The sequence below is a fragment of the Streptomyces sp. NPDC012888 genome, assembly GCF_042900645.1.
In the GTDB taxonomy this organism is placed as follows: Bacteria; Actinomycetota; Actinomycetes; order Streptomycetales; family Streptomycetaceae; genus Streptomyces.
On record NZ_JBIBBM010000004.1, the window covers coordinates 195,122 to 212,912 of the forward strand.

Below are 17,791 nucleotides of genomic sequence, written 5' to 3' on the forward strand. Positions count from 1 at the left end.
TGGGTTTTGTGGGGCGCGGCCGCCCCCCCGCGTAACAGCCCCTCGCACCCCCCCGAAAAGCATGCAGTCCCGCACACCCCTACCCGGAACCCCCACCCCCCGGCACCACCCCCGAGCCCCCCGGCACCACCCCGCCGGCCCCCGCCGGCCCCCCGGCACCCCCCTGCCCCCGCCGCGCCCCCGGCGCCCGCCGACCCCGGCAAACGGGTGGGCGCGCCGGGCACCCCCGCGTTCCGCCGGGGATTTGTCATACCGGGCGTGGCAGCATCCCGCTCGGAGGTGATCCCTTGTCCCCCCGGCTCCTGCACACCGCCCGTACCGCCGCCCTGGCCGCCACCGCCGCCCTGCTGCTCGCCACCGCCCCGCCGCACACCATCGCGTCCGCCGAACCCACCGCGTCCGCCGAACCCACCACCCCCACCGACATCGGCACGCTCCTGCTCCGCCTCCAGGGCCTGTACCAGAAGGCCGAGGAAGCCACCGAGGCCTACAACGCCACCGAGGTCGCCCTCAAGCAGCGCCAGGACGAGGAACGCAAGCTCAGCGGGCAGTTGGGCACCGCCCGCAGCACGCTGGACCGCGAGCGCGCCGAAGCCGGACGGCTGGCCCGCGCCCAGTACCAGGAGGCCAGCGGCGGCCTGTCGCCGTACGCCCGGCTGATGTTGTCCGGCGACCCGGACCGCGCCCTGGAGCAGCGCCGGCTGGCCGGCCGCGACGCCGCGCACCAGGCCGCCGTCGTGGCCCGCCTCGCCGGCGCCGAACGCCGCGCCGGCGCCCTGGCCGCCGAGGCCCGCAAGGCCGTGGCCGACCAGCGCACCCTCGCCGCCGACCAGCGCCGGCACAAGGAGGAGGTCACCGCCCAGCTCAAGGAGGTCGAGCGGCTGCTGGCCTCGCTCTCCGCCGAGCAGCTCGCCGAGCTGTCCGCACGCGAGGCGGCCGGTACGGACAAGGCCCAGCGCGCGCTGGAGCGTTCGGGCCGCCTCGGCCCGCCCGGCAGCGCCGCCACCCGCACGCCCACCGCCGCCGGCGGCACCGCACTCCGCTACGCCACCGCCCAGCTGGGCAAGCCGTACGTGTGGGGCGCCGAGGGCCCCGACTCCTTCGACTGCTCGGGGCTCACCTCGCAGGCCTGGGCGCACGCCGGCCGCAGCATCCCCCGCACCAGCCAGGAGCAGTGGGCCCAGCTCCCGAAGGTCCCGCTGAACGAGCTGCGCCCGGGTGACCTGGTGGTGTACTTCCCGAAGGCCACCCACGTGGCGATCTACGCCGGGGACGGCAAGGTGATCCAGGCGCCCCGCCCCGGCGCCCGCGTGAAGGTCTCGCCGATCGCGGCCAACCCGCTGCTCGGGGCGGTCCGTCCGGACCCGGCCGGCGTCCCGCTCGCCCGGTTCACCCCGCCGCGCCTGCCCGAGGCGGCCGCGACGGGCGACGACACGGGCTACTCCGCCGAGGAGCCCCCGGAGGAGGCCCCGGCGGGCCCGGCGGCAGAGACCGAGGCGGCGACCTCGGCCAGGTAGTCCGCCGCGTCCTCGGGGTCGTAGAAGTAGCCGTCGAAGTCGGCCGGGTTGTCGAACCCGTTGGCGAAACGATCCGCCACCGGCTGCAGCGTCCCGGCCGCGCCGATCAGGTCCAGCACGTGCTCCGGCGGCACGCCCAGCATCGCGTTGGTCCACTGGGTCACCGGCTTGCCGGTGGTGAACCAGTACTTGTCGAACGTGGCCTTCATCCACGCCTCGTCGAACGGCCTGTCCCCGTGCATGAGGATCGACGAGAGGTACGAGGCGGCGCACTTGGCCGCGGAGTTCGACCCCTGCCCGGTGATCGGGTCGTTGGCGACGACGACGTCGGCGACGCCCAGCACCAGGCCGCCGCCGGGCAGCCGCCCGACCGGGTTGCGGACCACGGGCGTGTAGCCGCCGGCCAGGGTGCCGCCCCCGTCCGTGAGCTCCACCTCTGTGGCGCGCGCGTACTCCCACGGGGTGAACCGCTCCATCAGCGCCAGCGTGAGCGCCAGATGCTCGGCGGGGTCGTTGACCCCGGTGAAGACGTCGAGCGGCCCGCCGGGCAGGCCTTCCCAGAAGAGGATGTCGGCCCGCCCGGAGAGGGTCAGCGTCGGCATCACGAACAGCTCGCCGACCCCGGGCACCAGGTTGCAGCGGACGGCCTCGGTGTCCGGGTGTTCCGGCCGCGGGCCGAGCCCGTGGACGTAGGACACGGCCAGCGAGCGCTGCGGCCGGTCGTACGGGGACCGGGCCGCGTCGCGGCGGAACATGGACACGAGCTCGCCCTTGCCCGCCGCGACCAGGACCAGGTCGTGGCTGCGGGAGAGGAAGTCCAGGTCGGAGACGGTGGCGCTGTGGATGACCAGCCTGCCGCCGCGCTGGACGAAGGCGTCCAGCCAGCCGGCCATCTTCACCCGCTGGTCCACCGACTGCGCGGTGCCCTTGAGCCGGCCCAGCCAGTCGACGGCGCGGCCGCCGCCGTCGGGGGCGGCGACGGAGACGCCGAGGCCGCCGATGCGCGGGGCCTGCTGCGCCCAGAAGTCGATCCGCAGGTCGCGCTCGTGCTGGAGCGCGGTGTCGAACATGACCTGCGTGGACATGACCCGGCCGGTCCGGATCTCGTCCGCCGTCCGGTTGGACATGAGGGTGACCTCGTACCCCTTGGCCTGGAGGCCGAGGGCGAGCTGGAGTCCGGACTGACCGGCCCCGACGACGAGTATCTTCCGCATGGCGTTCGGCCCCTATTCCGGTGTGGCGTCGAGGGCGTGGCCGACGAGGGCCAGCAGGGACTCGACGACGGTGGCGCGCTCCCGCGCGTCCATGATCACTACGGGTACGTGGGCGGGGACGGTCAGCGCCTCCCGCACGTCCTCCTCCTCGTAGGAGGTGGAGCCCTCGAAGTGGTTGACGGCGACGGCGTACGGCAGGCCGCAGCTCTCGAAGTAGTCGAGGGCGGGGAAGCAGTCGCGCAGCCGGCGGGTGTCGGCCATGACCAGGCCGCCGATGGCGCCCCGGACGAGGTCGTCCCACATGAACCAGAACCGTTCCTGCCCCGGAGTGCCGTAGACGTAGAGCACCAGGTCGTCGTCGAGGGTGACGCGGCCGAAGTCCATGGCGACGGTGGTGGTGTTCTTGTCCGGGGTGCCGGTGAGGTCGTCGGTGGCGGCGGCCGCGGTGGTCATCACCGCTTCGGTGCGGAGCGGGGTGATCTCGGAGACGGAGGAGACGAAGGTGGTCTTGCCAACTCCGAAGCCGCCCGCGACGAGCACCTTGACGGCGACGGGGGCGCGGGAGCGGTCGTACTGCCAGGGCTGGAAGTCCCCGTCGGTGACGGCCGGCGTTTCAAAGACGGCGGAGCCCACTGAGCACCCTTTCGAGCAGTGCGCGTTCGGGGCGGCCGGTGCCGTGGCCGGAGCCGTAGACGCGGAGCCTTCCCTGTTCGGCGAGGTCGCTGACGAGGACGCGGACGACCCCGAGCGGCAGCTTCAGCAGTGCCGCGATCTCGGCGATCGTCCGCATCCGGCGGCAGACCTCGACGATGGCCCGCATCTCGGGCATCCGGTCGGCCGTCCGGGGGGTGGGGTCCAGGGCGGCGACGAAGGTCTCGACGAGGAGCACCTGGGTGAAGCCGGTGCGGCCCCCGGTGAGGGAGTACGGGCGGACGCGCGCGGGGCGGCGGTCCGCCCCGCGTATCGGCAGGCGTGACGGGCGTGACGGGCGTGACGTGCTGGGTGTCACGTGGTGCTCTCGCTCTCCAGGGACTGGCGCAGTTCGCTGCGGACTTCGGGGGTCAGGACATGGCCGGCCCGGCCGACGAAGAGCGCCATGTGGTAGGCGACGACGCTCATGTCGCAGTCGGGGGTGGCGTGCACGCCGAGCAGCGAGCCGTCGCTGATGGCCATCACGAAGACGGAGCCGTTCTCCATGGCGACCATGGTCTGCTTGACGGCCCCGCCGTCCATCAGGTCGGCGGCGCCCGTGGTGAGGCTGCCGAGCCCGGACACGATGGTGGCGAGGTCGGCGGAGGCCCCCCGAGGCCCCTTGGCGGTCGCCGGGGCGCCGTCGGTCCGGCCGCCGGCCTGGTTCTGCGTCTCCGGGTCGGAGGAGAGCAGCAGCAGGCCGTCGGAGGACACGACGGCGACGGACACGATGCCGGGCACCTCCTCCACCAGGTCGGTGAGCAGCCACTGCAGGTTGCGTGCCTGGGTGCTCAGTCCGTAGGTGCTGGGCGCGGTCATGTGCGTGCCTCCTGTGCGGTGTCCCCCTGGTCGTTGTGCCCCCGCCCCCGCGGTACGTCCTGTTGTTCGGCCAGTTCTGCGGCGACGACCCGGCGGCCGTCGCGGGCGCCCTGGTAGAAGCCGCCGAGCCGGCGGCGGAGCTCCTCGGCGTCGACCTTCTTCGGCTGGGGCCGGGGTGCGTCGACCCGGCCGGCCGCGACGACGCGCGGGGTCCGCTTGGGCAGGCCCTTGCCGGTGACGGGGCCCTGGTCGGGGGTCCCGTCCGGGGTGTGGGGCTGCTCGTCCACGGGCTCGGGGTGGCCCTGCCGGGGCAGCGGGCCGGCCGTGTCCTCGTCGGCGACGGCGTGCACGGCCGGCTCGGCGTCGTCATCGGCGACGGCGTGCACGGCGGCGTCCGCGCCGGTGTCCGCGTCCGCGGCCGTGCCGGTGTCCGGGCCGGTGTCCGCGTCGAGGCCGGTGGCGGCGTCCGGCGCGGGCACAGTGAAGACCTGCGGCTCCGCGGGCGCGTCCGGCGCGGGCACGGTGAACACCTGGCCCTGCGACGGCAGCACCGGCTCCGGGCCGGGCACGGTGAACACCTGGCCGACGGGCGGCAGTCCGGGGCCGGGGACGGCCGCGCCGACGGGCGCCGGGCCCGTGCCGCCGTCCTGGTCCGCGCCGGGGGCCGGCACCGGGCCGGTACGCGACTCTCCCGCGCCCGCGGTGAACACCTGCTCGGCGGGCGGCAGGTCCGCCTCCGGGCCGGGCTCCTGGAAGCGCACCTCCGGCACCGCGCCGGCGGCCCCGGCCGCGTACGGCCCGGCCTCCGGCTCCCACTCCGCCTCGGGCTCCGGCTGCCCGGGCAGCGGCTCGGGCTCGGGCTCCGGCTCGTGCTGCACGGGCAGCGGCTCCGGCTCGGGCTCCGCCACGGCAGCGGCCCCGGCCGCGGGGTCCACGCCGGCCGCGGGGTCCACGCCGGCCTCGGCCGGGTCGGCCCAGGCCGGTTCGTTCTCGGCCGGTTCGTTCTCGGCCGGTTCGTTCTCGGCCGGTTCGTTCTCGGCCGGAGCGGCCGGTGCCGGCACGGACGGCTCCGGCCGCAGGCGCGGCGGGAGGGTGTGCTCGTTGGCCTCGGCGACGACGCCGGGCAGCCGCAGGGACGGCAGGCCGGGCTCGGCGAGGGTGTGCACGGGCGCGACCGGCGGGCCCGGGGGCAGCAGCCCGGCGGGGATGACCACCAGGGCCTCGGTGCCGCCGTGCCGGGACGCGCGCAGCTCCGCCTCGACGCCGTGGTGGGCGGCCAGCCGGCCGGCCACGTACAGGCCGAGTCCGAGGCCGTGCTCGGACTCGGCCTCCGCCTCGTAGGCGTCGGGCGAGGAGAGCCGGGCGTTCAGGACGGCGAGCCGGTCCTCGGTGATGCCGATGCCCTCGTCGATCACGGACAGGACGGCGTCGCCGTTGTCGAGCAGCCAGCCGGAGACCTTCACCCGCGCCTCGGGCGGGGAGAAGGTGGTGGCGTTCTCCAGGAGTTCGGCGAGGACGTGCGAGACGTCGTCGGCGGCGTGTCCGGCGACCTGGGTGAAGGAGGGCAGGGCCTGGATCTCGACCCGCTCGTAGCGTTCGATCTCGGAGACGGCCGCCCGCATGACGTCGACCAGCGGGACGGGGCCCGACTGGCCGTGGCCGTGGTCCTGGCCGGCCAGGACCAGCAGGTTCTCGTTGTGGCGGCGCATCACCGTCGCCAGGTGGTCCAGCTTGAAGAGGGTGGCGAGCCGGTCCGGGTCCTGTTCCCTGGATTCGAGTTCCTCGATGACCGACAGCTGCCGCTCGACCAGTCCCAGGGTGCGCAGGGAGAGCGACACCGAGGTGGTGGACATGATCCGGCGGTGTTCCTCCAGGCCCGCCCGGAGCTGGGTCAGCTCCTCCTCCAGCTCCGTGCGGCCGGCGGCCAGGGCCTCGTTGCGGCCCATCAGGCGGCGCCGGTCGGCGTCCAGGCCGGCGATCCGGGTGTGCAGCGAGACGGTCATCTCGCGGACGGAGTTCAGTGAGCGGACGACGTCGGCGAACTCGTCGTTGCGGCCGGTGAACCGGACCGGCTCGACGGAGCCCTCGGCGGTCGCGAGCCGGGCGGCGCCGCGCCGCAGTACGGACAGCGGCCGGGTCAGGGAGCGGGCGACGGCCGTGGACACGCCCACGCACACCAGGAACAGCACGGCGATCAGCGCGGTCAGCGCTTCGAGGGCGGTGATGTCGTCGTCGCGCAGCGCGGCCATGGCGGTGGCCCGTTCGGCGGCGAGGGTGGACTCCACGGACCGCATCCGGTCGATGCGGGCGGTGAGGGCTGTGCCGACGGTCTCGCGGTCCAGCTTCCGGTCCTGGGGGGACAGGGTGGGCCGGTCGGTGAGCCGTCCGAGGTAGTCCTCGGCGGCCTTCACCTCGGTTCCGGTGACGGTGGCGGCGAGGGTCTCGCGCACGTCGGGACGGGCGGCCCGAGCGAAGTCGTCGAGGGCGCCCTGCTCCCGCACCCGGGCCCGCTGGGCGGCGGTGGCCAGTTCGTCCTCGGCCGGGGAGGAGGTGCCGGTGGGGAGCTGCTCGCCGCGGGGGACGGCCAGCGCGGCGAGCAGCAGTCCGCGGGTGGCGGAGGCCTGGTCGACGGCCAGCCCGAGGGGGGCCAGCGGCCGGGTGGTGGCGAGGGCGGCCTCGGCGCGGGGCGGGGTCCGCTCGGCCAGGCGGGCGCCGGGGGCGAGGAGTTCCGCGATGAGTCCGGAGTAGGCCTGGTGGGCGGCGAGGGCGGTGCCCTTGCCGGTGAGGGCCTGGTTTCGGACGGAGGCGATGCGGCCCAGGGCGTCGGCGAGTGCCTCGTCGGCTTCGCCGGACAGCTCCGACTGGACCTCGGAGGACTGCCGGTCGACGCGGCCGGAGCGTTCCTGGAGGGCGGCGCGGGCGGCGGCGGGGCGGCCCTTGGCGACGTACTCGGTGACGGCGTCGCGCTCGTCGGCGAGGGCGTGCGTGAGCGTCAGGGTGTGGCGGATCCGCTCGGCCTGGGTGACCAGTGCCTGGGAGTCCTTGAGCTCCGCCGAGGCGGAGAGGAGGGCGGGGGCGCCGGCTCCGAGGACGGCGAGGCCGGCCACGGCCACGCCGATGACCAGCCTGCGGCGCACGCGTACGCGGCGGCCCGTGGGGAGGCCTGCGATGGCGGGTCCTTCGGCGGTGGCGGTGCCGTTCTTCCGAGACCGCTTCTTCTGCACCGGTGCTCGCAATCCTGTACGTGTGGTCGTGCTCGTCTACTCGTGTGGCCGAGGTAACGGCCGGTCAACAAGTAAACGCCCCCCGCTCCCTCGTACCGCTTCAGACCATTGCAGTGTGATGGGGAGAGAGCCTCACATCGCCCACCCGGCCACTCGAACGAGTGAACATCACGGAGGAGTTGGCGAACAACTCGGCCACCCCCCGCCGGAGCCCGTCCGTGGACAGCCGGTTGAAAGATCGAGGGGGGCCCTGGCAGGATGCGCGGCCACATTCGCCGGGCGGGCCGCGGCGGGCTGTGCCGGGGTCGCGGGACGGTGTGCGGCACCGGCCCGGAGCGGGCCGGGGGGCGGGGGTCGCGGGCCGGGCGGGGGTGCGGACGGGCGGGGGCGCGTTCCGGGCATGCCGGGCAGACTGTCCCCATGCGCGTCGACCTCGCCAGTGCCCCCGGAAATCCGGAACACCCCAATGAGGACTGGGTGTCGGCCGCCGTGCCGGCTTCCGGCGGGGGCGGCGTGCTGGTCGTCCTGGACGGCGTGACGCCGCCGCCAGGCCAGGTCGGATGCGGCCACGGAGTGCCGTGGTTCACCGCCCGGTTGGGGGGCCGCCTGACCGAACTGTCGGGATCGCGGCGGGACATGCCCTTGGCCCGGATCCTGGCCGAGGCGATCCGTGGCACCGCCGACGCCCACCGGGGCGGGTGTGACCTTTCTCACGTCCGGACCCCGCAGGCGACGGTGGTCGTGGTCCGCTGGGACGCCGACTGGGTGGAACACCTGGTGCTGTCCGACTCCGTCCTGCTGCTCCAGGCGCCGGGGCCGGCGGGCGCGGTGACGGCGGTGCGCGACGACCGCCTGGACCGGGTGCCGCGCGAGGTGTTGCGTTCGCGCGCGGCCACGGACGCGCTGCGCAACGCCCGCGGCGCGGAGTACGGCTTCTTCACTGCGGCGGCGGACCCGTCGGTGGCCGCCCTTGCGGTGACCGGCCGCACCGCGCGGGAGGAGGTGGGGGCGGTGGCCGCGCTGACGGACGGGGCGAGCCGCTGGACGGACACGTTCGCGGAGGGCGGCTGGGCCGACTGCATGGCCGTGCTGCGCAAGGAGGGCGCGTCGGGGCTGATCGGCCGGGTCCGCGCGCTGGAGGGGGACCCCGGCCGGCCCGTGGGCCGGGGCAAGCGCCACGACGACGCCTCGGCGGTGTACGCGGAGTTGTAGGGGGTCCCGGGCCGGTGCCGGCCGGGCCGCTGGGCCCCTTGGCCTGCCGGACCTCCGGCCCTGCCGGTCAGTCGCCCTGGTTCAACTGGTTCAGCAGCCGGGCCAGTTCGGCCACCTCGCCGCGGTCCCAGCCCGCCAGCTTCCGCATGTAGCGGACCCGGCGGGCGTCGCGGACCTTCAGGAACCGTTCGCGGCCTTCCGGGGTGAGGCCGACGAGGAAGGCCCGGCCGTCGGCGGGGTCCGGTTCCCGGGCCACGAGTCCGAGGTCCTCCAGGGCCCGGAGCTGCCGGCTCATCGTGGCCTTGCCGACGCCGAAGTAGGCGGCGAGTTCGGTGGCCCGCTGCCGGCCGGCGTCCTCCAGCCTGACCAGCAGCCCGTACGCGGCGGGCTCCAGCTCGGGGTGCAGTTCGCGGGCCATCTCCCCCGAGGAGGCGCGGGCCCGCCGGAGGAAGACGGACAGCTCCCGCTCCAGCGCGAGGAACTCCTGGTCTTCGCTGCCGTGCACGTCCTGCTCCCATCCCGTCGTCCGTGCTTGCGGGAACAGTATTTCCCAGCCGGGCGGCCCCGGTCCGCAGCGGGCGGGCCGGGGCCGCGGCCGGTCAGGCGGCGGCGGTGACGGGAGCGACCTCCGAGGGGGCCAGGGCCAGTTCCAGGACCTGGCGGACGTCGGTCACCGGGTGCACTTCCAGGCCCTCCAGCACCTCGGCCGGGACGTCGTCCAGGTCGGCCTCGTTCCGCTTCGGGATGACCACGGTGCGGATCCCCGCCCGGTGCGCGGCCAGCAGCTTCTGCTTGACCCCGCCGATGGGCAGCACCCGCCCGGTCAGCGAGACCTCGCCGGTCATGGCCACGTCCGTACGCACCTGGCGGCCGGAGAGCAGGGAGGCCAGGGCGGTGGTCATGGTGATGCCGGCGCTGGGGCCGTCCTTGGGGACCGCGCCCGCCGGGAAGTGGATGTGCACGCCCCGGTCCTTCAGGTCGGCCACCGGGAGTTCCAGCTCGGCGCCGTGCGAGCGCAGGAAGCTGAGCGCGATCTGCGCGGACTCCTTCATGACGTCGCCCAGCTGGCCGGTGAGGGTCAGCCCGGCGGCGCCGGTCTCCGGGTCGGCCAGGGAGGCCTCGACGAAGAGCACGTCGCCCCCGGCCCCGGTGACGGCGAGGCCGGTGGCCACCCCGGGCACGGCGGTGCGCCGCTCGGCGGGGTCCTGGGCGGACTCGGGCACGTGGTGCGGGCGGCCGATCAGTGCGCGCAGGTCCTCCGCGCCGACGGTGGACGGGAGTTCCCGTTCGCCCAGCTCGTGCTGGGAGGCCACCTTGCGCAGCAGCCGGGCGAGGGCCCGCTCCAGGTTCCGTACGCCGGCCTCGCGGGTGTACTCGCCGGCCAGCCGGCGCAGCGCGTCCTCGCCGAGGGTGACCTCTTCGGCGTCGAGTCCGGCCCGCTCCAGCTGGCGGGGCAGCAGGTGGTCGCGGGCGATGAGCACCTTCTCGTCCTCGGTGTAGCCGTCGAGACGGACGATGTCCATGCGGTCGGCGAGCGCCTCCGGGATGGCTTCCAGGACGTTCGCGGTGGCCAGGAACACCACGTCGCTGAGGTCCAGCTCCACCTCCAGGTAGTGGTCCCGGAAGGTGTGGTTCTGCGCCGGGTCCAGGACCTCCAGCAGGGCGGCCGCCGGGTCGCCGCGGAAGTCGGAGCCCACCTTGTCGATCTCGTCGAGCAGCACCACCGGGTTCATCGAGCCGGCCTCCTTGACGGCCCGCACGATCCGGCCGGGCAGGGCGCCGACGTAGGTGCGCCGGTGGCCGCGGATCTCCGCCTCGTCCCGTACGCCGCCGAGGGCGACCCGCACGAACTTCCGCCCCATGGCGTGCGCCACGCTCTCGCCGAGGCTGGTCTTGCCCACGCCGGGCGGGCCGACCAGCGCGAGCACGGCGCCGCCGCGCCGGCCGCCGACGACGCCGAGGCCGCGCTCCCCGCGCCGCTTGCGCACGGCCAGGTACTCGGTGATGCGGTCCTTCACGTCGTCCAGTCCGGCGTGCTCGGCGTCGAGGACGGCGCGGGCGCCGCGGATGTCGTAGGAGTCCTCGGTCCGCTCGTTCCAGGGCAGTTCCAGGACGGTGTCCAGCCAGGTGCGGATCCACGAGCCCTCGGGCGACTGGTCGCTGGACCGCTCCAGCTTGTCGACCTCCTTGAGGGCGGCCTCCCGGACCTTCTCCGGCAGGTCGGCGGCCTCGACCCGGCCCCGGTAGTCGTCCGCCTCCTCCCCTTCCTTCTCGCCGTTCAGCTCGCGCAGTTCCTTGCGGACGGCCTCCAGCTGGCGGCGCAGCAGGAACTCGCGCTGCTGCTTGTCCACGCCCTCCTGGACGTCCTTGGCGATGGACTCGGCGACGTCCTGTTCGGCGAGGTGGTCGGTGAGCCACTTCACGGCGAGCTTCAGGCGGGCGACCGGGTCGGCGGTCTCCAGCAGTTCGACCTTCTGCTGCACGGTCAGGAACGGCGAGTAACCCGAGTTGTCGGCGAGGGCGCCGACGCCCTCGATGCCCTGCACCCGGTCCACGACCTGCCAGGCGCCGCGCTTCTTCAGCCAGCTGGTGGCGAGCGCCTTGTACTCCTTGACCAGTTCGGCGACGGCGCCGGGCAGCGGGTCGGGGACCCGCTCCTCCACGGTCTCCGCCTCCACCCACAGGGCGGCGCCGGGACCGGTGGTCCCGGCGCCGATCCGGACCCGGCCGACGGCCCGGATCAGGGCCCCCGGGTCACCGCCGGACAGTCGCCCGACCTGCTCGACGGTCCCGAGCACACCCGTGCCCGCGTACGTGCCGTCGACGCGCGGTACGAGCAGCACCCGCGGCTTCCCGCTGCCGCCCAGCGCCTGCGCGGCCTCGACGGCGCCGCGCACCTCGGCGTCGGACAGGTCGAGCGGTACCACCATGCCGGGCAGCACGACCTCGTCATCGAGAGGCAGCACGGGCAGGGTGAGCGATACGGACGTCGAAGCCATGATCTTCCCTCCGGCAGTGAAGTTGAGCTATGCAGGCTCAATGCTTCTGAGGCCGCCGGTGTTCCCCAAGGGGCGTTCGCCCGGGGCGAACGGACGACGGGCCGTCAGGAGCCGGTGGTCACGGGCAGGTCGGAGGGGAGGCCCCACTCCGACCAGGAACCGTCGTAGACGGCGAGGTCCCGGTAGCCGGCCAGGTCGGCCGCGAGGGCCAGGACGCAGGCCGTGACGCCCGACCCGCAGCTGAAGTAGAGGCGGCCGGCGGCCGGTGCCCGCTCGGACAGGGCGGAGCGGAGCCGCTCCGGCGGAAGCATGCGGCCGTCGGGCGCGCGCAGTTCGGTGAAGGGCAGGCTGACCGCGCCCGGCATGTGGCCGCCCCGCAGGCCCGGGCGGGGTTCGGGCTCGGTGCCGGCGAAGCGGCCCGGGCTGCGGGCGTCGAGCACCGCGGCCGCGGGGTCGGCCAGGGCGTCCAGCACGGCGGTGGCGTCCACCACCAGTCCGGGCCGGGGGCGGGCGGTGAAGGCGCCGGGGGGCCCGTCGTACGCGGCGGGCTCCTCCTCGACCGGGAACCCGGCCGCGGCCCAGGCGGGCAGCCCGCCGTCCAGTACGGCCGCGCGGTCGAAGCCCATCGCGCGGAGCATCCACCAGGCGCGGGCGCTGGAGTAGACGCCGGCGCCGTCGCAGACCACCACCGTGCTCGCGTCGTCCAGCCCGAGGCCGCGCACCGCCGCGGCGAAGGCCTCCGGCGCCGGCATGGTGTGCGGGGGCGCGGCGGCGGAGTGGTCGGACAGCTCGCCGTCGAGGTCGAAGGGGCGGGCGCCGGGGATCCGGGCGGGCGCGCCCCGGTTCTCCCCGACGGACGCGTCGAACACGACGAGGCGGGGGTCGCCGAGGCGGGCCGCCAGCCAGGCCGGGTCGACGAGCGGGCCGGGAAGGCCGTCGTGCGGGTCGTGCGGGTCGTGCGGGTTCATCCGGTACCTCCGGGGATGTGGGGCGGACAGGTGCCGGGGCGGGCGTAGAGGCCGATCCGCGCGCCCCGGACGTCGGTCACCGAGCAGAGCTCGAAGTGGGCCACCAGCGTCTGGCGCTTGACCACCTCGCGCGGGTAGGGGTCGCGGGGCTGGTCCGGCGGGTCCATCAGGGCGATCACCCGCGGCGAGGCCACCAGCCGGTCCAGGATGTCGGCCGAGGGCGACTCGGTGCCCCACAGGGTGCGCGAGGACACCGGGTCGCGGTCGAGGGCCACGTCGCGCAGGCCGCCGTACACCCCGGGGGAGGAGAGGAGCCACTCGCGGCGCCGCGCCGGCAGGAAGAGCACGGCGTCGCCGGGCCGGGCCAGCTCGCGGACCGCCGCGGCGGCGGCGAGCGCGTCGTCCTTGCGGCTGTCGGGGGTGCGCAGCCAGAGGCTCCAGGGCAGGAGGGCGGCGGCGAGGGCGGCGGTGAGGGCGGCGGCGAGCGGGATCCGGGCGCGCGCCCGCAGCCGGGGCAGGACGGCGCCCGCGAGCAGGGCCGGTCCGGCGAGGGAGTAGAGGACGTAGCGGTCGACGTACCAGGGGTGGACCAGGGAGACGGTGAGCAGCAGCCCGGCGGGCAGCAGGGCCAGCGGCAGCGCCACCCGCACGAGCGGGCGCGCGGCAGGGCCGGCGTCCGGTGCCCGGGTGAGCAGTCGGGCGGCGGCGAGGGACAACGCGGCGACCACCGCGTACGCCGCCCAGTCGGCGGCGGCCGGCCGCCCCAGCCAGCCGAGCTGCGCCCCGGCCTGCCGGGCACTGACCAGGGCCAGCGGGACCAGGGAGGCGGCCACGGCGGCGGCGCTCCACCACCAGCCGCGTTCCCGGCGGCCGGGGAAGGCGTGGGCGAGCAGCGCGAGGGCGGCGAACTCGTGCAGCCAGCAGCCGAGCACCATCAGCAGGGTGTACGGCACCCAGCGCCCGCGCACCAGGCAGTACGTCGCCCAGACCACGGCGGCGGCGACGAGGGCGTACGACCGGCCCTCCTGCGCGTAGGCCTGCACCGGGGGCAGCAGGGCGTAGGCGCACCCGGCGAGCAGCCCGGCCCGGGGCCGCCCGGACAGGCGGAGCGCGAGGGCGGCGACCCCGGCGGCGGCGAGCGCGGCGGCGGCCACGGAGGGCAGCCGCAGGGTCCACAGGCCGCCGTCCCAGAGGGCGTACAGGCCGCGCATGAGCAGGTAGTACAGCCCGTGCACGGCGTCGACCCGGCCGAGCAGGGCCCACAGGTCGGCGACCGGGCGGTGGGCGACCTGCCAGGTCACGGACTCGTCCCGCCACATGGAGCCGCCTCGCTGCAGTCCCCACAGGCCCAGCGCGAGGGCGAGGGCGGCGGGGGCGGCGAGCGCGATCCTGCGTTCGATGCCGTCCTCCCCGTCCCCCGTCGAGCCCGTCCCCACCCCCCCGACCCTACGGTCCCCCACACCCCCTCCGGCCCGGGGCCCGGGCCGGCCCGACGCCGCGACCCGAAGCCCGGCCGAAGCCGCGGGCACCCGGGCGAAGCCCCGGTCCTCCGGCCGAAGCGGCGGCCACCCGGGCGGAACCCCGGGCACCCGGGCGAAGCCCCGCGCACCCGGGCCGAGCCCGGCGGCCCAGGCCGGAGCCCCGGACGAGCCGGCCGGGTCCCGGCCTGGGCCCGCTCAATCGCCGCTCGGGCTGGATACGCCCCCGGGGCAACCAACCGCGACCAAGCCCGCCCAGCCCCCGCCGGACCGACCAGCCCTGCCGGGCCAAAACCAGCCCCGCCGGCGATTGAGGCGCGGGGCCGGGGCGGAGCCCCGCGGGCCCAACCGGAGCCCGGCCCAGCCCGCTCAAACGCCGCTCGGGCTGGACACGCCCGCCCCGCGCAACCAGCCCCGGCCCATCCACCCGGCCCCGGGGCCAACTCGGCCCCGCCGGACCAAACCAGCCCTGCCGGGCCAAAACCAGCCCCGCCGGCGATTGAGGCGCGGGGTGCGGGGCAGAGCCCCGCAAGCCCGACCGGAGCGCGGGCCGGGCCGGGCCGGAACGCGGGCCGGGCCAGGCCGAGCCGGGCCGGGCCCGAGCACCCGAACGCGGGCCAGGCCGGGCCGGCCCGACCGAAGCCCGGCCCAGCCCGGGCAGGGCGGAGCCCCGCGAGCCCGACCGGAACGCGGGCCGGGCCGGGGTCGGGCCGCTGGGGCGACGTCCGGGGCGCCGCCGGGGGGCGGGGCGGGACATGACGGAAAGCGCGGGGGCGGAACGCGGGGCCGGGGCGGGTCGTTGGGGCCCGTATGACCACTCCCGTCACGCTGGACCGCCGCACCGGCCCCCACGGCGAAGTCGTGCTCCGCCGCCGCGACGCGACGTACGAGATCATCGCCAACGGCTGTTTCCTGATGGACACCTCCGACGGCCGCTCCGAGCGGCTCCTCGTCGACGCCGCCCTCCTCGCCCTCGGCCATCGCCCCCGCCCCCGCCCCTCCGTCCTCATCGGCGGCCTCGGCGTCGGCTTCTCCCTCGCCCACGCCGCCGCCCAGGACCGCTGGGCCCGGATCGTCGTCGCCGAACGCGAGCAGGCGATCATCGACTGGCACCGCAGCGGCCCCCTCGGGGCGGTCTCCGCGGCCGCGCTGGCCGATCCCCGGGTAACGATCCTGCACACCGACCTGGTGGCCCACCTGCACACGTCACCGGACCGGTACGACGCCCTCTGCCTGGACATCGACAACGGCCCGGACTGGACCGTGACCGAGGACAACCGCGGCCTGTACTCCCCCGCCGGACTCGCCGCCTGCCGGGCCCGGTTGACCCCCGGCGGGGTCCTCGCGGTGTGGTCCGCGCAGCCCTCCGCGGCGTTCGAACGGGCGATGCGGAATGCCGGATTCAGCTCGGTACGGACGGAAGAGGTGCCCGTTGCCCGAGGTGTCCCGGACGTGATCCATCTCGGCCGTCATCCCGGCCCGGACCCCGCATAGCCGCAGGCCGGAGGCTCCTCTACGCTGCACCCCATCACGCGGACTACCGGGGCGGGAAGATGGAACAGACACACACCACCCACAACGGCGCCGCGGCGACCCCCGGCGCCCAGCGACGGGTGCTCGTCGTCGAGGACGACCACACCATCGCCGAGGCCATCGCGGTCCGGCTGCGCGCCGAGGGCTTCCAGGTGCAGACCGCCGGCGACGGCCCGGCCGCCGTCGCGGCGGCCGAGAGCTGGCAGCCGGAGCTGCTGGTGCTCGACGTGATGCTGCCGGGCTTCGACGGCCTGGAGGTCTGCCGGCGGGTGCAGGCGCACCGCCCGGTGCCCGTGCTGATGCTGACCGCCCGCGACGACGAGACCGACATGCTGGTCGGCCTCGGCGTCGGCGCGGACGACTACATGACCAAGCCGTTCTCGATGCGCGAGCTGGCCGCACGGGTGCACGTGCTGCTGCGCCGGGTGGAGCGGGCGGCCATCGCCGCCACCGCCCCCCGCGGCTCCACCCTGCGGCTGGGCGACCTGGAGATCGACCACGCCCAGCGCCGCGTACGGGTGCACTCCGAGGACGTCCACCTCACCCCCACCGAGTTCGACCTGCTGGTGTGCCTGGCCGGCACGCCCCGCGCCGTGCTCTCCCGCGAGCAGCTGCTGGCGGAGGTGTGGGACTGGGCCGACGCCTCCGGCACCCGTACGGTCGACAGCCACATCAAGGCGCTGCGCCGGAAGATCGGGGCGGAGCGGATCCGTACCGTGCACGGCGTGGGGTACGCCCTGGAGACCCCGGCGGGCGCGTGAACGTCCCGGGCCGACGCCAGGGCGGGCACGGGCACCGGCACCGCCGCCGGCGCGTGAGCGTCCCGTGCCGGCGCCGCGGGCCGGACCCCCGCCCGGTGCCGGCCCCCCGCCGGGCGCCGGACGCCCGTCGCCAGCCCGGGCGAGGACACGGGCAGGGGCCCGGGCAGGGGCACGGGTCCGGACAGGGACTGCGCCCGTTCTCGCCGTTCTCGATCAAGACCAAGCTGGGCACCCTGGTCGTGGTGTCCGTCTTCATCACCACCGGCCTGCTGATGGTGGCGCTGCGGACCAAGACGGAGCTCCGGTTCATCACCGTGTTCTCGGTGATCGCCTCGATGCTGATCACCCAGTTCGTGGCGCACGGCCTGACCGCCCCGCTGGACGACATGACCACCGTCGCCCGCGCGATCTCCCGGGGCGACTACACGCGGCGGGTGCACGGCGCCGACCGGCGGGACGAGCTGGGCGACCTGGCGGCGACCATCAACGTGATGGCGGACGACCTGGAAGCCGTGGACCGGCACCGCAAGGAGCTCGTCGCCAACGTCTCGCACGAACTGCGCACCCCGATCGCCGCGCTGCGCGCGGTCCTGGAGAACGTCGTGGACGGGGTGTCCGCCGCCGACCCCGAGACGATGCGGACCGCGCTGAAACAGACCGAGCGACTGGGCCGGCTGGTGGAGACCCTGCTGGACCTGTCGCGGGTGGACAACGGCGTGGTGCCGCTGAAGGCCCGCCGCTTCGAGGTGTGGCCGTACCTGTCGGGCGTGCTGAAGGAGGCCGGCCTGGCCGCCGGGCAGCGGGGCGCGCTCACGGGCTCGGGCCACCACACGCGCAAGGACGTGCACCTGCACCTCGACGTGTTCCCGTCCGAGCTGACCGCCCACGCGGACGCGGAGCGGCTGCACCAGGTGGTGGCCAACCTGATCGACAACGCGGTCAAGCACAGCCCCCAGCACGGCCGGGTCACGGTCCGCGCCCGGGCCGGCGACACGCCCGGCAGTCTGGCGCTGGAAGTGCTCGACGAGGGCCCGGGGATCCCCGAGGCGGAGCGCCACCGGGTCTTCGAGCGGTTCAACCGGGGCAACGCCGGCCTGCCCGGCAGCGGCGACGGGGGCACCGGACTGGGCCTGGCGATCGCCCGGTGGGCGGTCGAGCTGCACGGCGGCAGCATCGGCGTGGCCGAATCCCCCCGGGGCTGCCGGATCCTGGTCACCCTTCCGGGCAGTCCGAAGGGTGCTGGTTGACGTAGGGTTCGAGGTGGGAAGGAGATGATCTCGGCCACATGTGCCCGGGATCCGTCAGGGGTGCGAAGCCAGGGGGCCGCAACCACGGTCAGCCGTACCCGAACCACGCTTGTTTCCCGCCATTCCGGG

Annotated in this window: 14 protein-coding genes; 5 read left to right on the forward strand and 9 right to left on the reverse strand. The window is 75.6% G+C overall.

What is annotated here, in order from left to right; all coding sequences use genetic code 11:
- Window positions 1–287 precede the first annotated feature (287 nt).
- The gene (locus ACFY61_RS08305) at window positions 288–1,517 is read left to right on the forward strand and encodes an NlpC/P60 family protein (protein WP_389468610.1); all 1,230 of its coding nucleotides are present in this window, start codon (window positions 288–290) and stop codon (window positions 1,515–1,517) included.
- On the opposite strand, the gene ACFY61_RS08310 is transcribed toward ACFY61_RS08305, so the two are convergent.
- Genes ACFY61_RS08310 through ACFY61_RS08330 form a run of 5 tightly spaced genes read right to left on the reverse strand, consistent with a single transcriptional unit; the run spans window position 1,439 to window position 7,464 of the window.
- Window positions 1,439–2,731 (reverse strand): styrene monooxygenase/indole monooxygenase family protein, encoded by a 1,293-nt coding sequence (locus tag ACFY61_RS08310; RefSeq protein ID WP_389468613.1) that lies wholly within the window; start codon window positions 2,729–2,731, stop codon window positions 1,439–1,441. The two genes, ACFY61_RS08305 and ACFY61_RS08310, sit on opposite strands and share 79 nt — an antisense overlap.
- 12 nt (window positions 2,732–2,743) lie before the next feature.
- Window positions 2,744–3,364, reverse strand: a complete 621-nt coding sequence (locus ACFY61_RS08315) for an ATP/GTP-binding protein (RefSeq protein WP_389468616.1) — start codon at window positions 3,362–3,364, stop codon at window positions 2,744–2,746.
- On the reverse strand, window positions 3,345–3,740 hold the full coding sequence (locus tag ACFY61_RS08320; RefSeq protein WP_389468619.1) for a DUF742 domain-containing protein: 396 nt from the start codon (window positions 3,738–3,740) through the stop codon (window positions 3,345–3,347). Before ACFY61_RS08320 ends, ACFY61_RS08315 begins: the two co-directional genes overlap by 20 nt.
- On the reverse strand, window positions 3,737–4,240 hold the full coding sequence (locus ACFY61_RS08325; RefSeq protein ID WP_389468622.1) for a roadblock/LC7 domain-containing protein: 504 nt from the start codon (window positions 4,238–4,240) through the stop codon (window positions 3,737–3,739). The genes ACFY61_RS08320 and ACFY61_RS08325 overlap by 4 nt, the downstream gene beginning before the upstream one ends.
- On the reverse strand, window positions 4,237–7,464 hold the full coding sequence (locus ACFY61_RS08330; protein WP_389468625.1) for a nitrate- and nitrite sensing domain-containing protein: 3,228 nt from the start codon (window positions 7,462–7,464) through the stop codon (window positions 4,237–4,239). Before ACFY61_RS08330 ends, ACFY61_RS08325 begins: the two co-directional genes overlap by 4 nt.
- Window positions 7,465–7,884: 420 nt before the next feature.
- Here ACFY61_RS08330 and ACFY61_RS08335 point away from each other — a divergent pair, with 420 nt between their 5' ends.
- Window positions 7,885–8,676 carry a hypothetical protein gene (locus tag ACFY61_RS08335; protein WP_389468628.1) on the forward strand — a complete coding sequence of 264 codons (792 nt, stop codon included), beginning with the start codon at window positions 7,885–7,887 and terminating at the stop codon, window positions 8,674–8,676.
- Window positions 8,677–8,743: 67 nt separating this feature from the next.
- On the opposite strand, the gene ACFY61_RS08340 is transcribed toward ACFY61_RS08335, so the two are convergent.
- From ACFY61_RS08340 to ACFY61_RS08355, 4 genes are all read right to left on the reverse strand, one after another.
- Window positions 8,744–9,181, reverse strand: a complete 438-nt coding sequence (locus ACFY61_RS08340) for a MarR family winged helix-turn-helix transcriptional regulator (protein ID WP_389468631.1) — start codon at window positions 9,179–9,181, stop codon at window positions 8,744–8,746.
- Between the two features lie 94 nt (window positions 9,182–9,275).
- Window positions 9,276–11,675 (reverse strand): endopeptidase La, encoded by a 2,400-nt coding sequence (gene lon, locus ACFY61_RS08345; protein WP_389468634.1) that lies wholly within the window; start codon window positions 11,673–11,675, stop codon window positions 9,276–9,278.
- Window positions 11,676–11,779: 104 nt separating this feature from the next.
- Window positions 11,780–12,643, reverse strand: coding sequence for a sulfurtransferase (locus ACFY61_RS08350; RefSeq protein ID WP_389468637.1), 864 nt, complete (start codon window positions 12,641–12,643; stop codon window positions 11,780–11,782).
- Window positions 12,640–14,079, reverse strand: coding sequence for a hypothetical protein (locus ACFY61_RS08355; RefSeq protein ID WP_389468640.1), 1,440 nt, complete (start codon window positions 14,077–14,079; stop codon window positions 12,640–12,642). The genes ACFY61_RS08350 and ACFY61_RS08355 overlap by 4 nt, the downstream gene beginning before the upstream one ends.
- 852 nt (window positions 14,080–14,931) lie before the next feature.
- Here ACFY61_RS08355 and ACFY61_RS08360 point away from each other — a divergent pair.
- The 3 genes from ACFY61_RS08360 to ACFY61_RS08370 all read left to right on the forward strand — a co-directional run bounded on the left by ACFY61_RS08360 (window position 14,932) and on the right by ACFY61_RS08370 (window position 17,662).
- The gene (locus ACFY61_RS08360; RefSeq protein ID WP_389468642.1) at window positions 14,932–15,615 is read left to right on the forward strand and encodes a spermidine synthase; all 684 of its coding nucleotides are present in this window, start codon (window positions 14,932–14,934) and stop codon (window positions 15,613–15,615) included.
- Between the two features lie 59 nt (window positions 15,616–15,674).
- Window positions 15,675–16,415, forward strand: a complete 741-nt coding sequence (locus tag ACFY61_RS08365; protein WP_389468644.1) for a response regulator transcription factor — start codon at window positions 15,675–15,677, stop codon at window positions 16,413–16,415.
- 188 nt (window positions 16,416–16,603) lie between these two features.
- A complete protein-coding gene (locus ACFY61_RS08370) occupies window positions 16,604–17,662 on the forward strand; it encodes an ATP-binding protein (protein WP_389469293.1) in 1,059 nt (352 codons plus the stop codon).
- The last annotated feature ends 129 nt before the right edge of the window (window positions 17,663–17,791 follow it).

Excerpts from the sequence above, each read along its gene's own strand:
- ACFY61_RS08310 (WP_389468613.1), bottom strand. The coding sequence starts at position 2,731 with ATGCGGAAGATACTCGTCGTCGGGGCCGGTCAGTCCGGACTCCAGCTC.
- ACFY61_RS08325 (WP_389468622.1), bottom strand. The coding sequence starts at position 4,240 with ATGACCGCGCCCAGCACCTACGGACTGAGCACCCAGGCACGCAACCTG.
- ACFY61_RS08335 (WP_389468628.1), top strand. The coding sequence starts at position 7,885 with ATGCGCGTCGACCTCGCCAGTGCCCCCGGAAATCCGGAACACCCCAAT.
- lon (WP_389468634.1), bottom strand. The coding sequence starts at position 11,675 with ATGGCTTCGACGTCCGTATCGCTCACCCTGCCCGTGCTGCCTCTCGAT.
- ACFY61_RS08350 (WP_389468637.1), bottom strand. The coding sequence starts at position 12,643 with ATGAACCCGCACGACCCGCACGACCCGCACGACGGCCTTCCCGGCCCG.
- ACFY61_RS08360 (WP_389468642.1), top strand. The coding sequence starts at position 14,932 with ATGACCACTCCCGTCACGCTGGACCGCCGCACCGGCCCCCACGGCGAA.
- ACFY61_RS08365 (WP_389468644.1), top strand. The coding sequence starts at position 15,675 with ATGGAACAGACACACACCACCCACAACGGCGCCGCGGCGACCCCCGGC.